Genomic DNA, 18,841 nt, shown 5'->3' with positions numbered 1-18,841 from the left:
TGGACTACTCGCCGAATCCCGTCTTATAGCCCACGCCTCGCACGGTGAGAATAATCTGAGGATTCTCCGGATCCTTCTCGATCTTGGCGCGCAGTCTCTGCACATGCACGTTCACCAAGCGAGTATCAGAAGCGTGGCGGTAACCCCACACCTTTTCCAACAGCTCCTCCCGGGTAAACACCTGGCGGGGCTTGCTGGCAAGCTCCAACAGGAGATCAAATTCGAGCGGCGTGAGCTGGATTTCTTCACCACCGCGGGTAACCACATGCCCCGGCACATCGACGGTAAGATCACCGATCTCGATCACCTCGGCGGGATTATCCTCGGTGCGGCGCAAGCGCGCCCGAATCCGAGCAACGAGCTCCTTCGGCTTAAACGGCTTATTTACGTAATCGTCCGCGCCGGACTCCAACCCAAGGACCACATCAACGGTGTCGGTCTTCGCGGTCAGCATCACAATAGGCACGCTTGAGGTTTGCCGGATGGTGCGACAAATATCAATGCCGTTCATTCCGGGCAGCATCAAATCCAGCAAGATAAGGTCCGGCTGAACCCGTTCGGCGGTGGACACAGCTTCCGCTCCGTCCATCACCGCCACAATATTAAAACCCTCAGATTCCAAGATGATGGAAAGCATCTCAGAAATTGCGGGGTCATCATCGACGACAAGAATGGTTGCGTTCATGGCTCCTATAGTTGCACACTACATTCCAAAACGGTGGAGGATCACCTCTGCTACGGCCCCCGCGTCGGCATCATGCGGGGCCACTAACCACTCGGAAGCCCAACTCCGAGACGCCAACCGACGATATACCTCAGCCGTTCGAGTTTGCAAGCCCCCATCGACCTCATATGCGTCCCGCGCGCGGGACGCATCCTGCTGCGCGCGCAATTCCGCACGCTCGGCAGCCAGGCCAACCGGGGTATCCAACAGCACCTGCAGGTCCGGCAACGGCAGCCCAAGGGTGCCAAACTCCAGCTCGTACACCCAATCGATCACCGCATCATCCCCCGAACGCGCGGCCGAATAGGCCGCATTGGAGGCAACATATCGGTCCAGCAACACCAACCCGGAATCGCCGACCAATTCGCCCTTAGCGCCGAAACGATCCAAGGCGAACAAAGTTGCCATCCCATAAATGCTGTCGGTGAGGTCACCCATCTGGCCGTGAAGGGCCCGTGCGGCCAGTTGTGCGTGGATCGAGCAAGCATAACGCGGAAAGGCGATGACGCGGGCGTCGATACGCTCCGTTAACGCGCGGACCAGCGTATTCTTACCCGCGCCGTCGATACCCTCAATTGCAACAATCATTAGTAGCGGTAATGCTCCGGCTTATACGGGCCCGCCACGTCCACGCCGATGTACTCAGCCTGTTCTTTGGTGAGCTCGGTGAGCGTCCCGCCCAAAGCTTCGACGTGAATGCGTGCGACCTTTTCATCGAGGATCTTGGGCAGGCGGTACACCTCATTGCGGTACTTCTCGCCGTGGCAAAACAGCTCGATCTGCGCGATGGTCTGGTCCGCAAAGGAGGTGGACATCACAAAGCTCGGGTGCCCCGTCGCGTTGCCCAGGTTCAGCAGGCGGCCCTCGGACAGCACCACGATGGAGCGGCCGTTCGGAAGCGTAAACTCATCGACCTGCGGCTTAATGGTCAGCCGGGACACATCATCGCGGTGCAGCAACGAGTGCATATCAATCTCATTATCAAAGTGGCCGATATTGCCCAGCACGGCGTGATCCTTCATCTGCAACATGTGCTCGAAGGAAATAATGCCGAGGTTACCGGTGGCGGTGATCACAATATCGGCGTCGGCAATCGCCTGCTCAACGGTGACCACGGGGAAGCCGTCCATAAGCGCCTGCAATGCGTTAATGGGGTCCGCCTCCGTCACCTTCACGCGCGCGCCCTGCCCGGCCATGGCCTCCGCACAGCCCTTGCCGACGTCGCCGTAACCGCAGATAAGCACGTTCTTACCGCCCATCAACATATCGGTGGCGCGGTTAATCCCGTCGATCAAGGAATGGCGGGTTCCGTACTTATTATCAAACTTCGACTTTGTCACGGCGTCATTCACGTTCATCGCCGGGAACGGCAGCACCCCTTCCTCGGCGAAATGATACAGCCGATGCACGCCGGTAGTGGTTTCCTCCGTCACGCCCTTAACCGCCTTGCCGATGCGGGTCCAGCGGGTGGCGTCCCGCTCCAAGGAAGCGCGCAACATGGCGAGGAAGGCGATGTACTCGTCGGAATCACCGTCCTGGACGGGCGGAACGAGGCCGGCCGCCTCGAATTGCGTGCCGCGGATCACCGCCATGGTGGCATCGCCGCCGTCGTCGAGGATCATATTGGGCAGGATTTCCACGCCGTTCGCGTCCGTACCCCAGTCAAACACCTGGTCGAGGCACCACCAGTATTCTTCGAGGGTTTCGCCCTTCCACGCGAACACCGGCACGCCTTGGGGGTCCGCCGGGGTGCCGGCGCCCACGACCACGGCCGCCGCCGCTTCGTCCTGGGTGGAGAAAATATTGCAGGACGCCCACCGGACCTCGGCCCCCAACGCCGTGAGCGTTTCAATGAGCACCGCGGTTTGCACGGTCATATGGATGGAGCCTGCGATGCGCGCGCCCTTGAGAGGTTGCTCGGCCGCGTACTCCCGACGCAATTCCATCAGCCCGGGCATTTCGTATTCCGCGAGGCGGATCTGGTGGCGGCCCGCCTCGGCCAAAGAGAGATCAGCGACCTTAAACATTCGTGAGTGTGCTCCTGAAGCGTTGAGAAAACCTACGCACCCTACTGTAGCCACCCGGAGCCGATTCTCAGGAACATGTACCAGAGTGAACAATGTGACTACCGCGTGACTAAACTCACTTTGTGATGTGGAGCACTTTCACGAGGAATGGATCAATTGAGCGCTTCCAAATAGACATCGAGGTCTTCATCGACCTCAATCTTCTCCAAAACTTCAGACGCCGCGGCATTGAGTTCTTCGCTGCCGGAACCAGCGAGTTCTCGAATAAATGGATACTCATCCACGACGTCACCTGCGGAATACGGCGCGCCCGCCCAAATCGCCGCAATAGTTGCAGCGCAGAAACCATTTTGCTGCTCGTCGACGGACACCTTTGTTTCACTCAAAACAAGCTTGCACGCATCTTCGATCGCTTCGATGATGTCTTCGTCCTCCAAACCGGAAAGCTCATCAAGAAAGTCCACATTGGTGTCTTCGGCGAATATTTTCATGTCCCAGGTGCCCATGGCATTCCCCTACTTTGACGGAAGGTATTGAGGTAGATTCGCTGGCCGTGCTAGTCTCAGCGCTGTTACCAGCTTGTTACCTGTCAATGTAGTTGAGGAGCGTCGCCGTTGAAAGCGGAGACCCAGAGCTTTCTCGCCTTTGTCGCTGCGGGGTGTTTCGCCGCAGCGGTCATTGGCATTCTCGTGTGGAAGTTTTCTGAGGCCACACCACGAGAAACTGTGGCTGGCATGCAGCACACCACATCTTCCTCTCAATCTCAGCTCTCCTACTTTTCAGCGCCAGCGCCCGCGTCGACGATGCCTTCCGCACCAGGTACAACGGACCTCCCGCCGATCATTGCCGCCCTGCGTGGGGACCCGTTTCTCGCGCCGAACGCACACATTTCTACCGGCTCGGCGAATACTCCGACACGCCTGTACCGGCCGCAACCGGATAACGTCAGCACAACCACCGCTATGACGGTGGTTTCTACTACTGTCACAAACCCCGGCGCACCCGCTCAACCCGAGCCCACCGGCAGTCAGACCGTAGCTCCCCAGCAGCCGGGCAACACCACCACGTCCACGCTTATCGACGCCCCGGCCGCACCGAACGACAACCAAGCTCCGGCCCCACAACCTCAGCCCCCTGCCCCGAATCCGAATCCGGACCACGGTGGGCAGCCCGGCCCGAACGATAACATTTCGGAGCCGAGCGAGTCCGCTCCGAACCCGCCGCACTCGGAGTCCCCGCAGCCCGAGCCGCCGCGGCCAACCACGCCGCGCCCCGAGCCGAAGCCTTCCGATCCGACCTCGGAACCGGAGCCCGCCCCGAACCCGCCGGCGCCTAATCCCCCGGCGCCGAACCCGCCTACCTCGAATCAGCCTGCGCCAAACCCGCCGGCTCCAAATCCACCGGCGCCGAATCCCACGACTGAGCCCTCGCCGGAGCCACCTGCCCCGCAGCCGAACCCGCAGCCTGAGCCCGAACCTCAGCCTCAGCCGCAACCCGAGCCTCAGCCTCAGCCTCAGCCGGTGCCAACGCCGACTGCCCAGCCGCAGCCGGAACCGGAACCGAACCCGGCTCCGCCACAGGATCCTCCAGCGCCTCCGGCACAGACCACCGAACACGAGGTCATCATCCACGATGATGACGCCGACAACGGTGACGCCGGTGGCAACGGCGGCGACGCCGTTCTCGTTGGCGAACGCCGTGGCCTGTTCGGCGTGTTGGATTTGCTGAAGCCTTCCACCCCGAAGACGTCTACCCCTAAGCCCGAAGCCCCCGAGCCCAATGGCACGGACCTTGACGTCGACGCAGATAAGGAACCCACGGGCGAGCCCAATCCGGACGAGACCGAGGAAGAAAAGAAGGCCCGCGAGGAAAAGGAACGCGAAGAAAAAGAACGCGAAGAGGAACGACAGGACACGTCGGATAAGGCCAAGCGCGAGCGTGCAAAGCGGGATGAGCAGTCCACACAAAGCGCAAAGGAAACCAAGACTTTGAAGCCGTCTAGGAACACCGATTCCGATAAGTAACCCGCGTCACTAAAGCCCTCAACCCGCCCCGATCCAATCGGAGGCGGGTTTCGTTTGTCCAAAACCTTCCTGCCGCGCCCCACGCCCCACAAGCTCCGCAAAATCCGAGCTCAGGCAGATTCGACACGCCGACCGCCGCGCGGTGGTGTTTCCGCAGGACGCCGAACTTGCCCTGTGAGATGTGCCTGAGGCAGATCCAGTTAAGGAGGTTGGTTCGAGAAAGTTCGAACCGTATCGTCTGGGAATGCTCTCCCGGCAGCCTCCACCGACAAGTCGTGTGCGATTCCGGATAGAGTGTGCACGACCGTTGACCTGCGATCGTCCTGAATTTCTTCTTTGGAGCGCTCAACGAAGAATGGAAAGACGAGCTGCGGCGTTTTTGGTCAGCGTTTTTGGCCCAGATTCGTCCGGAATTTCTTCGTAAGACCCCCGAATGAAGAATAGAAAGACGAGTCCCAGGTCGGCGGTTGCGCACAACTCATCGGTGACCTCGGCGGTGGCGCACAACTTACTGCCGCTGGGATGACTTGGGGTCCGAAATCGGCCAATGGTCTTCCGCGCTCAGGCAGATTCGACATGCCGGGGCGTTCGGAGGGATGTTTCCGCAGGTGGGCAAAACGGCCGTGTTCGATGTGCCTGAGGCAGATCCGGCGAAGGGGGTTAGTTCGAGAAAGTTCGAACTCGACCGCACGAAAAAGCCTTGTGTGACTGGGCCGCGGGTGATCCGCCGATAGGTCGCGTGCGGCTCCGGATAGGTTGTGCACAGCCGTTGACCTGCGATCGTCCGGAATTTCTTCATTGGGCACCTCAACGAAGAATGGAAAGACGAGCTGCGGCGTTTTTGGTCCAGATTCGTCCGGGATTTCTTCGTTGAGGTGGTCAATGAAGAATAGAAAGACCAGCCCCAGGTCGATGGTTGCGCACAACTCATCGGTGACCTCGGCGGTGGCGCACAACTTACTGCCGCTGGGGTGACTTGGGGTCCGGAATCGGCCGATGGTTTTCCGCGCTCAGGCAGATTCGACACGGCGGTCGCCGAGTGGTGGTGTTTCCGCAGGAGCGCCAAACCGCCGTGTTACATCTGCCTGAGGCAGATCTGACAGGGCGGATGGTTCGATATATTTCTAACTTTGCGCGAGCGGTTCGAGGTGCGGAAGTGGTTTCCGAAACGGCCTGAGATTCGTGGACGTAGGCTCGTTAGACGGTGGCGCGGAAGAGTTGGGTGCCGGGGTGTTGGCTGATGAGCTCCACCGAGCCCGCACCGGCGGGCAGCCAGATGGCTTGGGCGGGGCCAATGGTGAGCTCTTCGGCGCCGCTGCGGGCCAACGCGCGGCCGTTAGTGCACAACACGATTGTGGGGCCGGTGATGGCAAAGGCGCGGGATTCGTCGGCGTTCAGCGTGGTGGCGGCGAGGGAAAACTCGTCGATGGGAACCGGGTAGTGGTCCCAGCCGGAGTCGTCGGACTCAGGGTGCCGGACCACGCGGCGCAAACTGTGGAAGTCAAGGACCTTGACCAGCTCGGGAACATCGACGTATTTCGAGGTCAGGCCGCCGCGCAATACGTTATCGCTATTGGCCATGATCTCCACGCCCATGCCGTGAACATAGGCATGAAGCTGCCCCGCCTCCAGGTAGATTGCCTCGCCCGGTTGCAGCGTGAGCTTATTCAAAAGCAAGGCACCGAGGACGCCGACGTCGCCCGGGTAGCGGTCCGCCAAAGCCAACAGGTTTTTGCAGGCCTCCTCAATCCAGCCGCATTCCGAGGTGCTGGAAAGATGGTCGCGGGCGCGCTCCACTAGCGCGTCGATAAGCTGGTGGCGGGCGGTGGTGGGAATGGTGATCCAGGTGGTAAACAGCGCCCGAAGGTTAGATTCCTCCTCCGCCGGATCCCCCACAAGCATGCTGCGGTAGCGTTCTAACGCTGGGCAAGCCAGGGCGTCGAAAAGCACAGACGTTTCGGACAGCGGGCGGAAACCCGCCATCGCCTCAAACTCGGTGAGCGCCACTAATAATTCCGGCTTATGATTATCGTCCTTATAGTTGCGCATCGGGGCGCTCACGGGAACGCCGGCGGCATTCTCACGTTGATACCCCTCCATCGCCTGGGCGCGGGACGGATGCGCCTGCAACGATAGCGGCTCGGCGGCGGCGAGGATCTTCATCAGGAACGGCAGGCGTTCCCCGAACTCCGCAACCACCCGGGGGCCGAGCGTGCCAGCGGGATCGGCGGCAATGATATCAATGAGCGGGGTACCGGCGATCAGCGACGAACCGCCCGGGTGCGCACCGAACCAGAGTTCGGCTTCCGGGGCGGAGGTGGGCTGTTCGCCTCGTAACCTTGCAATCGCGGTGCGGGAGCCCCAAGGGTAGGCACGGATAACACCAGACAGCAATTTCACGAAGTTTGTCCTATTCATCAAGTTCGAAGATGGCTGCGGCGGCGGCACGCACGATAAAACGCGCCGCCGTTGCTAAAGCACCCAAGTTTGCATCCGCGCAATGCTGCGCGTAGGTCGCCGAAGCAAACGCAACACTAGGGGCACCCTCGGCGCCCCACACAACAACCTTCAAGGGTAGCATTTCGGGCGCATCGTCCAAGAAGGGGTCATGAAAAATATCGTTGCTTACTGGATTGTCGTGGCTCAACGCCTGCAACGCCGTGTGATCTGCGGCGAAACACGGGATCCCCCAGCGTTGCCACACGCGGGCGATCACCTCGGCGGCGGTTTGGAATTCCGGGGTCGCCGTGTGCACCACGCACGCATCGGCGGTGGAATATCGCAACGCCTTTGCCGGGTTTACGGAAAGGTCGCGCTGCGGGCTGAGCGCCATAAGGTCCTCATCCAACACGTCGGCCACGCGTTCTAATTCCTCCGATACCACGCGTTTATCCAGCGTCAGGGAGCGGGCCACGGCGGCCACCGCGTAGGCCAAGCGGACGGGATTCTGGGCGGCCCCGGCAGTCGGCGGCACGGGCAAAACCGGGGCCCGCGTTTCGTCCCTCAGTTCGGCGGAGCTCTGCACCAAAAGCACGCGCGCCCCGCGTCGCGACGCCTCGGTAAGCGCGGCGGTGGCCTGCTCCTCGGCGTTCAGGGAACCATCGGTGGCAACCAGCAGGATATCCAGCGGGCCAAGGAACAAGGGGAACCGAGAAGTCACCATCACCGGGCACGGCACCTCGAGCGCGGACACCACGAGGTTGACCACGGCGGCGTCTTCGGCGTTGGCGGAATACACAATCACGCTCCGGGCGCTCATGTGTTCTAGGTCCGCCAATTCCCCGGCGGCGACATATTGGGAGATGGCACGCACGTGGGCCCCGGTATGTGCGACATCGAAAAAGCGCACGAATTCTGGGTCGTAGCGAGAACCATCCGAAGCGGAGACGTCCATACCGTCCAAGAGTAGCGGACCTAGGCGCGAATGATCCCCAAAATCTCCGCCACCAAAGAATCCACTTCTTCCTGCGTAGGCGCCTCAACATTCAGACGCAGCAACGGCTCCGTATTGGAGGCGCGCACGTTGAACCACGCGGGGGTACCTGCGAGCTCAACCGTCACGCCGTCGAGACGATCGATGGCCTCGGTACGGTGCGCAAACGCGTCCAACACCGCCTGCGTACGTTCCTGCTGCGCGGCGGCGGACTCCAACCTGGAATTGATCTCGCCGGAGGCCACATACGGGCTGTATTCGGCCATAAGCTGGGACAATGGCTTGTCCTGCTGCCCCAGCGCCGCCAGCACATGCAGGGCCGCGAGCATCCCGGAATCCGCATTAAAGAACTCGGTGAAGTAATAGTGGGCGGAATGCTCGCCGCCAAACACGGCACCGGTCTCCGCCATGCGCGCCTTAATAAAGGAATGGCCGACGCGGGTGCGCTCCGGGACGCCGCCCGCCGCGCGGATCGATTCCGGCACGAATTTAGAGGTGATCAGGTTATGAATAATGGTCGCCCCCGGGTAAGTTTCCAGGTACCGCCGCGCCACCAGCGCGCAAATGGCCGACGGGCTGACCGGCGCACCGGTTTCATCTACGACGAAGCACCGGTCGGCGTCACCGTCAAAGGCAAGGCCGATGTCCGCCCCCGTGTCCACCACGAATTTCTGCAGGTCAACCAAGTTTTTCGGCTCCAGCGGGTTCGCCTCATGGTGAGGAAACGTGCCGTCCAACTCAAAATACAAGGGTTTCACGGTCAGCGGCAGGCCCTTAAGCACCTCGGGAACGGTCAGCCCGCCCATGCCATTGCCGGCGTCCACGGCCACCACCAGCGGGCGGATGCCGGTCAGATCCACCAGCCCGCGCAAAAACTCACCGTAGCCAACCAGCACATCGCGATCTTCGATGGTGCCTACGGCGCCGGAGTATGCGGGGACGCCGTTAATCAGGTCGTCGATAATCGTGCGTAAGCCGGACTCCTGGCCCACGGGTCGCGCGCCGGATCGGCACATCTTAATGCCGTTATACTGCGCCGGATTATGGCTCGCGGTAAACATCGCGCCCGGGCATTCGAGCACGCCGGAAGCGTAGTACAACTCATCGGTGGAGGTAAGCCCCAGCGCGATCACATCGAGCCCCTGCGAGGCCACGCCCGAGGCAAACGCGGCGGAAAGCTCCGGCGAGGAATCGCGCATATCGTGTCCGACCACGACCACGCCCGCGCCCTCCCCGCGCATCAGACGGCCAAAGGAAGCCCCCGTGTCACGCATGAAATCTGCGTCGAAACCGTCACCTACCACGCCGCGGACGTCATAAGCCTTGATTACGGCCTCAACCGATTCCCGGGTACGCATAGAACACTCCTTGGGGTGCGTGAAAACCAATACCCGAGCATTCTACTTTGTTTCCGGCAAAAGCCTAGGGTGAGGCCTCCGTGTCGGGCACAACGAAAAGATGTCCCTTCCGGTGAATCGGCGGTGTTTTCGGACGATGCACCGGGTGATTCGTCCCCGTATTGTTCCGCTGCGCCCGTTGCTGGCGTTGCGCCCGCGGCTGCCGCTGCCCGTGCGCGTGGCCGTGGCCGTCGAATTCTTGCAAGACCAGCCCGCTCGCATTCCGCCCCGCCTCGCGCACGGCCTTTGCCAGCGCGGTGAGGTCATCATCGGCATCGTCGTGTTCAATATCGTCCACGCGGAGCATTTCCCAGCCGAGCGGCGCCGTGATTTTCGCCGCGTGGGCCTCGCACAGGTCCCAGCTGTGCGGCTCGCTATTGGGCGCAAGTGGCCCGACCACCGCCGTGGACTCCGAGTAGGCGTACGTCAGTGTCGCCACGGCGGGTTTGCCGCAGCCTGGGCGGGAACAGCGTCGGAAATTGCTCACAAGTGCAGAGTTTAGACCTAAAGTTCACCTTTAGGTAGCCCGCCACTCCCAAGCGCTGCGCAACAGGCGCATAAAAAGACCCGGCGTGCCCGACTGGTTTCTGAGGCGAAGATGAATAGAGTATTGCAGTATGCGGATACGGAGTTTTCGGGATCGCCATGGGCGCGGGGTTCGGGGGCCGCTGTTTCCCCGCCAAGTTCCCCGCTACCGCACACGTTCCCAGCGTTTCGACGCCTTGGTCCTCGACGCCTACGCGCCCCTTTACCGCCGCTACGCTCAGCAATTAGGCAATCTTGATATCGCCGTTGACCTGGTGCCGCGCATGCGGCTGCATGGCATAGAATTCTTTACCGACGAGGTGTTTGCCGATGGCCAAGTGCCGCTCGGCCGCGTGATCCCGGCGGGCATCGACGCCAAGGGCAACCCCACCCGGCCCCGCATCGTGCTGTTCCGCACCCCGATCGAGCAGCGGAGCCGGACGTTGGAGGAGCGCCAGAATCTGATCCACACCGCACTCGTGGCGTTGCTGGCCACGCACCTAAACATTGCCCCACACGATATTGACCCCGGTTACCAGTGGTAAACCGCTTGACGAGGTTCGTGGTGGTGGCGGCGCCGCCGATGGGGTGCGGCCGCCGACCGCGCGCTGCCGATGGTGCGCCGGACCGCGCCTGCCGATGAGTTGCGCGCAACTACCGACCTGGGGCCGGTCTTTCTATTCTTCATTGGGTCCGCTAACGAAGAAATTCCGGACGAATCTGGGCCAAAAATGCTGCAAATCGACTTTTTATTCTTCGTTGACCACCCCAATGAAGAAATTCCGGACGATCGCAGGTCAACGGCTGCACACAACCTATCAGGGGAAACCGACCGTCGCGTCGAATCTGCCCGAGCACGATATTGGCCCCGGTTACCAGCGGTAAACCGGGGCCATTGTCAACGCTTGCACATCAACCTATCTGACGCTTAAGGCGGCGGCGTTCTCGTTCGGAAAGCCCGCCCCATATGCCGAAGCGTTCGTCATGCTCCAGCGCGTACTCTAGACATTCGTCCCGCACGGCGCACGCTTGACAGATGCGTTTAGCTTCGCGAGTGGAGCCACCCTTTTCTGGGAAGAATGCCTCCGGGTCAGTTTGAGCACAAAGGGCCTGTTCCTGCCACTCTTGCTCCACAAAGCCAAACAGCTCGTCCAGAGTAAGGGCCGAGCTATCCACACTGCCCGTGGCGTCGCGGAGAGTTGCGTCGCTAGCGAAATCTTCCACGCTACGCTCCTCAGTTTCTCCGTTACTTTGGTTCCATGCCGCGCTATATAAGCGGCGTGGAGATGAACAGTTGTGATTACACATTGCTTCCGAGGCGATCGTCAACCCACTTTGAAAGATGTGTGATTTTCAAGCTAATTCTGTTTCACTTCTTTACCAACAGTCACTCCAGCCACATAATGACAATGGCGGGGGTGAACAGCAGGGGTACTACATGTAGTGGCAATACGGCTTAATTAACTCTATGTACCACCAGTACTACGCACAGCCCCCGTTAAGCATCGGATGAAAAACGAATCCCATTATCCGGGATAACTACCCCCGGCCACACCCGCATACCTTTGCGCAATTCGCACCGCGCGCCGATCTGCGCGCCTTCGCCGATAACGCAATCGGCAATACGTGCATTGGCCCCAATATGTACCCCGGAGGCGATTATCGAATTTTCTATCACCGCGCCAGGCTCAATCGTGACACCGTCAAACACCACGGTGGCATCGAGGCGACATCCGGCACCAATCTCGGTCCCGCGCCCCACCACCGTGCCGCCCAACAGCAGCACGCCGTCCTTCACGCCGGCAGTTTCATCAACGATACTTTCCCCGGTCCGCCCTTGCAAAATGGGCGAATACGCGATGCCGCGAACCAGGTCCGAAGAGCCCCGCACAAAGTCGTCCGGGGTACCCATGTCTCGCCAATATGCGTGATCCACATGGCCATACACCCGGCGCCCTTCCTCCAGCAGCCGCGGGAAGGTATCGCGCTCCACACTCACCGCCCTACCTGCGGGAATGCTTTCAATCAGCTCCCGCCGGAACACATAGCACCCGGCGTTGATCTGATCCGTCGGCGGATCCTCAGTCTTCTCCAAGAACGCTTGCACGCGCCCCTCCCGATCGGTGGGCACGCACCCAAACGCGCGCGGATCGGCCACCCGCACCAGGTGCATGGTCACGTCCGCATCCTTGGCCACGTGGGTGTCCAGCACGGCGGTCAGATCGGTGCCGCCCAATACGTCCCCGTTGAACACCATCACGGTATCGTGCCGCAACCGGTCGTACACGTTTCTGATTCCGCCGCCGGTGCCCAGAGCTTCCTTCTCCACCACATATTCGATTTCGAGCCCTAGCTCAGAGCCGTCACCGAAATATTCCTCAAAAACCTCAGCCTTAAAGGATGTGCCCAACACAACATGGGTGATCCCGGCCGCCTTAATGCGAGCCAAGAGATGGGTCAAAAATGGCACACCCGCCGTGGGCAGCATTGGCTTCGGCGTGGACACGGTCAGCGGCCGCAGCCGAGTCCCCTTCCCGCCGACGAGAATGACGGCATCGGTATTGCTCGCCACGGTAGATATATCGCTCATCGTCACAAGAGGGCCTTTCATGCGGAAGTTTTGGTACGGATCTTGGCCACGCCGACCGCCAGCACGGCCCGGGCTTTGAGCGCCACCCACAGCGCCGCGCGCAGCGGGGCTTGCCACCACGCGGCGTGCCGATCCGCCTGGAACCGGTAGGCGCTGTCGTGGTGGGCGGGCAGCATGATTTCGGGGTGCGCCCCCGCGGCGTGCCCCTTAGCGTGTGTGATCTGCGCCGCGGGACAGAACATATTGAGGTATCCGGCGCGCCCCAGGCGATCGCCGAGGTCCACGTCCTCCATGTACATAAAGTAGCGTTCGTCGAAGCCGCCGATGGCGTCGAAGGCGTCCCAGCGCAGCAGCAGGCAGGAGCCGGAGAGCCAACCGGCGGGGCGTTCCCGGCTCATATCGGCGTCATCGCGATAGGCCCGCGTCCAGGGGTTAGTTGGCCATATCGCGCCGAATAGCGCGTGCCCGATGCCGTTGCGCAGCGTGGGTACCGCCCGCGCCGAGGGGTATGCGGAGCCGTCGGCCTCGCGGATATACGGCCCGATTGCCGCCGCCGTGTCGTGGTTGCGCGCGCACTCAATCATGCGGTCGATTGCACCGGCGTCGAACACCACATCGGGGTTGCTCACCACGAAGAACTCCCCGTCCACTTCCCCCGCTTTTCGACGCCCCGCCAGCGCCCTTGCCGCCGCGTTCACCGCACTGCCGTACCCGATATTGCCGCCGGTTTGGAGCAATTCCACGCCCGGACCCACGGCCGCCTCCGGCGCCCCATCGGTGGAACCGTTATCGGCCATCACCACGAGCGTTGGCCTTTCGGTCGCGCCCGGGACGGATTGCAGGAAGTCTTTCAGGTACTTGCCAGGCGAGTACGTGACGGTGATTACGGCTATGGGAGTCTTCACAGCCACTAGATTCTAGCCATAGTCGCTCGTGCTACACCCGTTTGCCACGCTGGCAATGGGCACAAACCCGCAGCGGTCCATGAGCTTGTGTCTAATACCGACCAAGCCGGACGTGCCGCTGGCCTGGGAAAATCCTCAGAAGAACATGCTAAAACCCGATTCGGATCTTCTCCCGCCGCCGCAAAGGTCTCCCGGGCCACCTCCCACCACGAGGCCTGGCCCGCACCCACCGCATGCAACACGCCCGTCGCCCGCGATTCCGCCAATTCCCACAACCCCCGGGCCAAATCCAACGCATAGGTGGGGCTGCCAATTTGATCATCAACAACACGGATTTCCCCGTCCCCGGCGGCCGCCAAGCGCAGCATGGTGGACACAAAACACGTGTGTTCCGGAAGCGTATTCCCGCTATAGACCCAGGCCGTTCGCACCACCGCCACATTGTTCGAAGCCGCCAAGGCTGCGCGCTCGCCCGCCAACTTCGTTGCGCCATAAACGGTGGTGGGGGACGTCGGGTCGTCGATACGCAACGGTCTACGCAAATTACCCCCGAACACGTAGTCGGTGCTTAGCTGCACCAAGTAAGGGCCCCGCTGCGCCAAAAAACCCGGGGCGGCTGCATTCACCGCCTGCGCTACCTCCGCGCCGCGCTCGGCATCATCTACGGCCGTGTACGCCGCCGCGTTGATAATCACGTCCACGTCCAGCGCGGGATGTGTGGCCACCGCCACCGAATCAGTAATATCAAGATCACCGCGCGTAAGGTAGTGTGCCTGAGCGTGAGGTGGTTGTGTCAGACGCAACGCGGCGGCGACTTGGCCGCCTCCACCTGTCACTGCGACACGCATGCCTTAGACTCCTTGAACTAGAAATACAAACAAGGACCATCGTAACTTTGGGAGATTCTCAGTGACCGACCGGTACCGGACCGTCCGCAACATTAAAGCCGCACCCGCAAAACCCGCGGTGCTGCGGCAAGCAGGCCCCCGAGCCGTTCGCATCCTCCTAGCAATCATGTCAACCCTGGTCCTTGTGTTCTCCGGCATGGGCTACCAATTCGTCGGCGTGCTCAGCCAAACCGTGGCCGGCACCGGCGACCTCGGCCTGGGCGACGGCGATACCCGCCCCGGGCAGGCCAAAGACGGTGCCACCGACATCCTGCTGGTGGGCTCCGACTCGCGCTCCGACGCCCAAGGCAACGCGCTCACCGACGAAGAAATCGCCATGCTGCGCGCCGGCGATGAACCCAACGACAATACCGACACGATCATGCTGATCCGCGTGCCCAACGACGGAACCTCCGCCACCGCGATCTCGATCCCGCGCGACACATATATCCACGACGACGAGTTCGGCAATATGAAAATCAACGGCGTGTACGGCAACCACAAAGCCAAACGCCTGGGCGAACTCATCGAAGAGGGCGAAACCGACGAATCCAATCGCGAAAACCAAGCCAAGGACGCTGGGCGCCGCGCCTTGAGCGAAACCGTGGCGGGGCTTACCGGCGTGACCGTGGACCACTACGCCGAGGTGGGTTTGCTCGGCTTCGTCCTGCTTACCGACGCCGTTGGCGGCGTAGACGTGTGCCTCAAAGAAGCCACCTACGATGAATTCTCCGGCGCGAACTTCCCCGCCGGCCGGCAAACCCTCAATGGGCCAGACGCACTCTCGTTCGTGCGCCAACGCCACGGCCTGCCGCGCGGCGACCTCGACCGGATCGTGCGCCAGCAGGTATTTATGGCCTCGCTGGTAAACAAAGTGCTTTCCTCCGGCACCCTCTCCTCCCCCGGCAAATTGAACGAACTTTCTACCGCCGTGATGCGCAGTGTGACCATCGACGAAAACTGGGACATCACGCAATTCGGCCTGCAGCTGCAAAACCTAGCGGGCGGCAACGTGCACTTTGAAACCATTCCGGTGACCAGCATCGATGGCGTCGGCGACTACGGCGAATCCGTGGTCACCGTGGACACCAAGCAAGTCCACCGGTTCTTCGAGCAATTGCTCAAGCCGGTCGAGGAGCGCACGGAAGCCAGCGGCACCGAAAGCACCGAGCACAGCACCAGCGAAACCCCCGCGGAATCCCAAGAGCCAAAACCGCAGCACACCGCCGATATCTACGTGCTGAACGCGGGCGGAGTCTCCGGCGAAGGCGCCCGCGTGGGCGGGCACCTTACCGAACTCGGCTACAACGTCGTGGAGATCACCAACGCGCAGGCCGGCCTTTACACCGACTCTCGTGTGTTGGCGGCGAATGCCAACGACCCCGCCGCCCGCGAACTGGCAAAACTGCTTGGCGACGTCCCCGTTGGTGTCTCCCCCTCCCTCGCCGCCGGCGAATTGGCGGTGGTGGTACACACCGACTACACCGGACCCGTCTCCGAAAACGCCGATGCCGTGGGCCAAAGCAGCACCGCCTCGAGTTCGGTTGGCCAGCCCGGCGAGCCAGTAAGCGAAGAGAGCGAATCCCCCAGCTTCGACGCGGGCGGCGACGGCCCCCGCTGCGTGAACTAGGAGATTGGATAGGTCGGGCGCCTGGGCGGTGGGTTGTGGTCGGGCACCCAAGTTGCCGATTGGTTGTGCGCAACCGCCGACCTGGGGCTGGTCTTTCTATTCTTCATTCGGGGGTGCAACGAAGAAATTCCGGACGAATCTGGGCCAAAAACGCTGCAAATCGTCTTTTTATTCTTCGTTGACCACCCCAATGAAGAAAATCCGGACGATCGCAGGTCAACGGCTGCACACAACCTATCGGCAGGCAGGGCCAGCGGCGCTTCCCAGACGATGGGGGTTAAATTTTCGCGAACCAACCCCCTTAGCCGGATCTGCCTCAGGCAGATCTGACATGGCAAGTTCCGCGTCCTGCGAAAACACCACCCCGCAACGGCCGGCGTGTCGAATCTGCCTGAACGCGGACAACCATCGGCCGATCTAACCCCTCGAAACCACTGCAACACCCGACCCCAAGCGCAAGCCCCACGCCGCCTATCTCATTTTTTACCCCGACCTATCAGCGTCTTTGCCGTCTTGGTTTTGGCACCCACTGTGTGAACTCGTCACCTTCTTCGCATACGCTGGGCCGCATGGAATTGCTACGTCACCTTCTTGAATCTGATGCCAGCGCTCCCCGCTTGACGGTGTATTACGAATCCTCCGGCGCCCGCCTCGATTTTTCGGCGACCACGCTGGACAATTGGGCTGCGAAGGTGGCAAATATGCTGTTGGATGAGTTCGATCTGACCCCAGGCGAGTCCATCGGCATCGACCTCCCGGCGAGTTGGCAGGCGGCGGTATTGGCGTTGGGCGCGTTCGCGGCGGGGATCACGCCGCATTTCGGCCCTACCGGGGATGTGTTGTTTACCTCTCCGGAGCGCGCGCGGGATTTGAACGGTTATTTGGCTTTTGTTACGGATGATCCGTTGGGCCGCGGCGTTGCGGAAACGGGTGGGGAGCTACCCCCGGGTGTTGTGGATTTTGGTCCGACGGTCCGCTTGTATGGCGATGTGTTTGATGCCCCGACTCCGGCGTTGCCTGATTTGGTGTCGTCGTCGTTGCCGCCGCGGGTGCGCACGTTGTCTACCGGCTGGATCGACGACGCTGGTTTTGCCGCTCAGGTATTGGAACCGCTGGCCGTCGGGGGTTCCGCGGTGATTGTTACCGGGCTTGTCAACGCCGCGCGTCTCGACGAGATTGCCCGCGCTGAGCGTGTGAGCCTTCCGCTGCTGCCGTGAATTTCAAAAATGCCGCGTGCGCTTCACCCCCGAGTTGGGTTAAATAGCCCACATCCTAACCAAGTGGGTGACTCGGGTTACTACATTAGGGGGGACGTGAATTTCTTCTGTCGCTTGCGTCAGAAAAACCAAACGAGAAAGAAGTATTCCCATGAAGCGCATTGCAGCAGCAACAATTTCACTGCTTGCCTCCGCCGCAATACTTGTCGGATGCGCCTCCGACGGCGGCTCGGATGGCACCACCAGCAGTGGCGCCTCGTCTACCGACGGGGCTTCTGGTGAGCGTGGCCCCATTACCTTTGCAATGGGTAAGAACGACACTGACAAGCTCAAGCCGATCATCGAAAAGTGGAATTCCGAACACCCAGACGAGCAGGTAACGCTGAAGGAACTCGCTGGCGAATCGGATGACCAGCGTGAAACACTCGTTCAATCCTTGCAGGCAAAGAGCAGCGATTACGATGTGATGGCGCTCGACGTGATCTGGACGGCGGACTTCGCCGCGAACCAATGGCTGGCCCCGCTGACCGGCGATTTGGAGATGGATACCTCCAAGCTCCTGCAGCCCACCGTCGAGTCCGCCACCTATAACGGCACCCTGTACGCGGTCCCGCAGAACACGAACGGTCAGTTGCTGTATCGCAACACGGAATTGGTGGCGGAAGCCCCCAAGACCTTTGCTGACCTCAAGGAATCTTGCAAGTCGCTGCCGGAAAACAAGGAATGCTTGACCCTGCAGCTCAAGCAGTATGAGGGTCTTACGGTGAATACCGTTGGCTTCATTGAGGGATGGGGCGGCCATGTGGTGAAGGAAGACGGTAAGACGCCGGACGTCGATACGCCTGCCGCTAAGGAAGGCATGCAGGCTATGGTGGACGCCTACAAGGACGGCACGATCTCCAAGTCCTCCACGGGCGCGACGGAAGAGGAAACGAACCTCGCCTTCGTCGGCGGCGAAACCGCGTACGCCATCAACTGGCCCTACATGTTCGATAACGCTTCCGAAGATAACTCCGCGGTCAAAGATAAGTTCGAGGTCCAGCCGCTAGTTGGCAAGGACGGCGTGGGCGTGTCCACCCTCGGCGGCTACAACAACGGCATCAATGTGAATTCCAAGGCAAAGGCCACGGCCCGCGACTTCATCGAATTCATTGTGAGCGAGGAAAATCAAACCTCCTTCGCCGAGGCCGCGTTCCCGCCGGTGCTCGCATCCATCTACGACGACGCCTCGCTGACGGAGAAATACCCGTACCTGCCGGCGCTGAAGCAATCGCTGGAAGCCGCGGCCCCGCGCCCGGTGAGCCCGTTCTATCCGGCAATTTCCAAGGCGATCCAGGATAACGCCTACGCGGCGTTGACCGCCGATAAGAGCATCGACGATGCCGCAGCAGATATGACGGCCGCTATCACGAATGCCGCAAAGTAATCAGCTTGCGGCCTGATTGAGGGGAGAGTGTAGTGCTCTCCCCTTTTGGTCGTTGT

Annotated in this window: 17 protein-coding genes; 5 read left to right on the top strand and 12 right to left on the bottom strand. The window is 61.1% G+C overall.

Annotation, left to right across the window (positions count from 1 at the left end):
* Positions 1–4: 4 nt before the first annotated feature.
* The 4 genes from mtrA to CCANI_RS03150 all read right to left on the bottom strand — a co-directional run bounded on the left by mtrA (position 5) and on the right by CCANI_RS03150 (position 3,257).
* Positions 5–685: an MtrAB system response regulator MtrA gene (mtrA, locus tag CCANI_RS03165; protein WP_146323849.1), complete on the bottom strand. Its 681-nt coding sequence runs from the start codon at positions 683–685 to the stop codon at positions 5–7.
* An 18-nt stretch (positions 686–703) separates the two neighbouring features.
* Entirely contained in the window at positions 704–1,312 is a 609-nt protein-coding gene (locus CCANI_RS03160; protein ID WP_146323850.1) for a dTMP kinase, read from the bottom strand.
* Entirely contained in the window at positions 1,312–2,751 is a 1,440-nt protein-coding gene (gene ahcY, locus CCANI_RS03155) for an adenosylhomocysteinase (RefSeq protein ID WP_146323851.1), read from the bottom strand. The genes CCANI_RS03160 and ahcY overlap by 1 nt, the downstream gene beginning before the upstream one ends.
* 152 nt (positions 2,752–2,903) lie before the next feature.
* Positions 2,904–3,257 (bottom strand): DUF4259 domain-containing protein, encoded by a 354-nt coding sequence (locus CCANI_RS03150; protein WP_146323852.1) that lies wholly within the window; start codon positions 3,255–3,257, stop codon positions 2,904–2,906.
* 108 nt (positions 3,258–3,365) lie between these two features.
* On the opposite strand from CCANI_RS03150, the gene CCANI_RS03145 reads away from it, so the two are divergent.
* Complete coding sequence (locus CCANI_RS03145; protein ID WP_186750137.1) at positions 3,366–4,775, top strand: hypothetical protein; 1,410 nt, start codon at positions 3,366–3,368, stop codon at positions 4,773–4,775.
* Between the two features lie 1,197 nt (positions 4,776–5,972).
* On the opposite strand, the gene manA is transcribed toward CCANI_RS03145, so the two are convergent.
* The 4 genes from manA to CCANI_RS03125 form a co-directional block, all read right to left on the bottom strand.
* Positions 5,973–7,175: a mannose-6-phosphate isomerase, class I gene (gene manA, locus CCANI_RS03140; protein WP_146323854.1), complete on the bottom strand. Its 1,203-nt coding sequence runs from the start codon at positions 7,173–7,175 to the stop codon at positions 5,973–5,975.
* Positions 7,176–7,185: 10 nt separating this feature from the next.
* Positions 7,186–8,169 carry a hypothetical protein gene (locus CCANI_RS03135; RefSeq protein ID WP_146323855.1) on the bottom strand — a complete coding sequence of 328 codons (984 nt, stop codon included), beginning with the start codon at positions 8,167–8,169 and terminating at the stop codon, positions 7,186–7,188.
* A gap of 20 nt (positions 8,170–8,189) precedes the next feature.
* The gene (locus CCANI_RS03130; protein ID WP_146323856.1) at positions 8,190–9,566 is read right to left on the bottom strand and encodes a phosphomannomutase/phosphoglucomutase; all 1,377 of its coding nucleotides are present in this window, start codon (positions 9,564–9,566) and stop codon (positions 8,190–8,192) included.
* A 64-nt stretch (positions 9,567–9,630) separates the two neighbouring features.
* Complete coding sequence (locus CCANI_RS03125) at positions 9,631–10,092, bottom strand: DUF3499 domain-containing protein (RefSeq protein WP_146323857.1); 462 nt, start codon at positions 10,090–10,092, stop codon at positions 9,631–9,633.
* 130 nt (positions 10,093–10,222) lie between these two features.
* On the opposite strand from CCANI_RS03125, the gene CCANI_RS03120 reads away from it, so the two are divergent.
* Positions 10,223–10,675, top strand: coding sequence for a metallopeptidase family protein (locus CCANI_RS03120; protein ID WP_146323858.1), 453 nt, complete (start codon positions 10,223–10,225; stop codon positions 10,673–10,675).
* 367 nt (positions 10,676–11,042) lie between these two features.
* On the opposite strand, the gene CCANI_RS03115 is transcribed toward CCANI_RS03120, so the two are convergent.
* From CCANI_RS03115 to rfbD, 4 genes are all read right to left on the bottom strand, one after another.
* A complete protein-coding gene (locus CCANI_RS03115; protein WP_027012498.1) occupies positions 11,043–11,354 on the bottom strand; it encodes a WhiB family transcriptional regulator in 312 nt (103 codons plus the stop codon).
* Between the two features lie 274 nt (positions 11,355–11,628).
* Entirely contained in the window at positions 11,629–12,720 is a 1,092-nt protein-coding gene (manB, locus tag CCANI_RS03110) for a mannose-1-phosphate guanylyltransferase (protein WP_186750139.1), read from the bottom strand.
* Between the two features lie 17 nt (positions 12,721–12,737).
* A complete protein-coding gene (locus CCANI_RS03105) occupies positions 12,738–13,625 on the bottom strand; it encodes a glycosyltransferase family 2 protein (RefSeq protein ID WP_146323859.1) in 888 nt (295 codons plus the stop codon).
* A gap of 5 nt (positions 13,626–13,630) precedes the next feature.
* The gene (rfbD, locus tag CCANI_RS03100) at positions 13,631–14,473 is read right to left on the bottom strand and encodes a dTDP-4-dehydrorhamnose reductase (RefSeq protein ID WP_146323860.1); all 843 of its coding nucleotides are present in this window, start codon (positions 14,471–14,473) and stop codon (positions 13,631–13,633) included.
* A gap of 61 nt (positions 14,474–14,534) precedes the next feature.
* Between rfbD and CCANI_RS03095 the strand changes: the two genes are divergently transcribed.
* From CCANI_RS03095 to CCANI_RS03085, 3 genes are all read left to right on the top strand, one after another.
* Positions 14,535–16,142, top strand: a complete 1,608-nt coding sequence (locus tag CCANI_RS03095; RefSeq protein WP_146323861.1) for an LCP family protein — start codon at positions 14,535–14,537, stop codon at positions 16,140–16,142.
* A 569-nt stretch (positions 16,143–16,711) separates the two neighbouring features.
* On the top strand, positions 16,712–17,359 hold the full coding sequence (locus CCANI_RS03090) for a TIGR03089 family protein (protein ID WP_146323862.1): 648 nt from the start codon (positions 16,712–16,714) through the stop codon (positions 17,357–17,359).
* Positions 17,360–17,510: 151 nt separating this feature from the next.
* Positions 17,511–18,785 carry an ABC transporter substrate-binding protein gene (locus CCANI_RS03085; RefSeq protein ID WP_146323863.1) on the top strand — a complete coding sequence of 425 codons (1,275 nt, stop codon included), beginning with the start codon at positions 17,511–17,513 and terminating at the stop codon, positions 18,783–18,785.
* Positions 18,786–18,841 lie beyond the last annotated feature (56 nt).

Source organism: Corynebacterium canis (genome assembly GCF_030408595.1).
In the GTDB taxonomy this organism is placed as follows: Bacteria; Actinomycetota; Actinomycetes; order Mycobacteriales; family Mycobacteriaceae; genus Corynebacterium; species Corynebacterium canis.
This window is presented reverse-complemented; position numbering and strand designations above follow the sequence as displayed.

Excerpts from the sequence above, each read along its gene's own strand:
- CCANI_RS03130 (WP_146323856.1), bottom strand. The coding sequence starts at position 9,566 with ATGCGTACCCGGGAATCGGTTGAGGCCGTAATCAAGGCTTATGACGTC.
- CCANI_RS03120 (WP_146323858.1), top strand. The coding sequence starts at position 10,223 with ATGCGGATACGGAGTTTTCGGGATCGCCATGGGCGCGGGGTTCGGGGG.
- CCANI_RS03090 (WP_146323862.1), top strand. The coding sequence starts at position 16,712 with ATGGAATTGCTACGTCACCTTCTTGAATCTGATGCCAGCGCTCCCCGC.
- mtrA (WP_146323849.1), bottom strand. The coding sequence starts at position 685 with ATGAACGCAACCATTCTTGTCGTCGATGATGACCCCGCAATTTCTGAG.
- CCANI_RS03085 (WP_146323863.1), top strand. The coding sequence starts at position 17,511 with ATGAAGCGCATTGCAGCAGCAACAATTTCACTGCTTGCCTCCGCCGCA.
- ahcY (WP_146323851.1), bottom strand. The coding sequence starts at position 2,751 with ATGTTTAAGGTCGCTGATCTCTCTTTGGCCGAGGCGGGCCGCCACCAG.
- CCANI_RS03135 (WP_146323855.1), bottom strand. The coding sequence starts at position 8,169 with ATGGACGTCTCCGCTTCGGATGGTTCTCGCTACGACCCAGAATTCGTG.
- CCANI_RS03150 (WP_146323852.1), bottom strand. The coding sequence starts at position 3,257 with ATGGGCACCTGGGACATGAAAATATTCGCCGAAGACACCAATGTGGAC.
- manB (WP_186750139.1), bottom strand. The coding sequence starts at position 12,720 with ATGAGCGATATATCTACCGTGGCGAGCAATACCGATGCCGTCATTCTC.
- rfbD (WP_146323860.1), bottom strand. The coding sequence starts at position 14,473 with ATGCGTGTCGCAGTGACAGGTGGAGGCGGCCAAGTCGCCGCCGCGTTG.
- CCANI_RS03160 (WP_146323850.1), bottom strand. The coding sequence starts at position 1,312 with ATGATTGTTGCAATTGAGGGTATCGACGGCGCGGGTAAGAATACGCTG.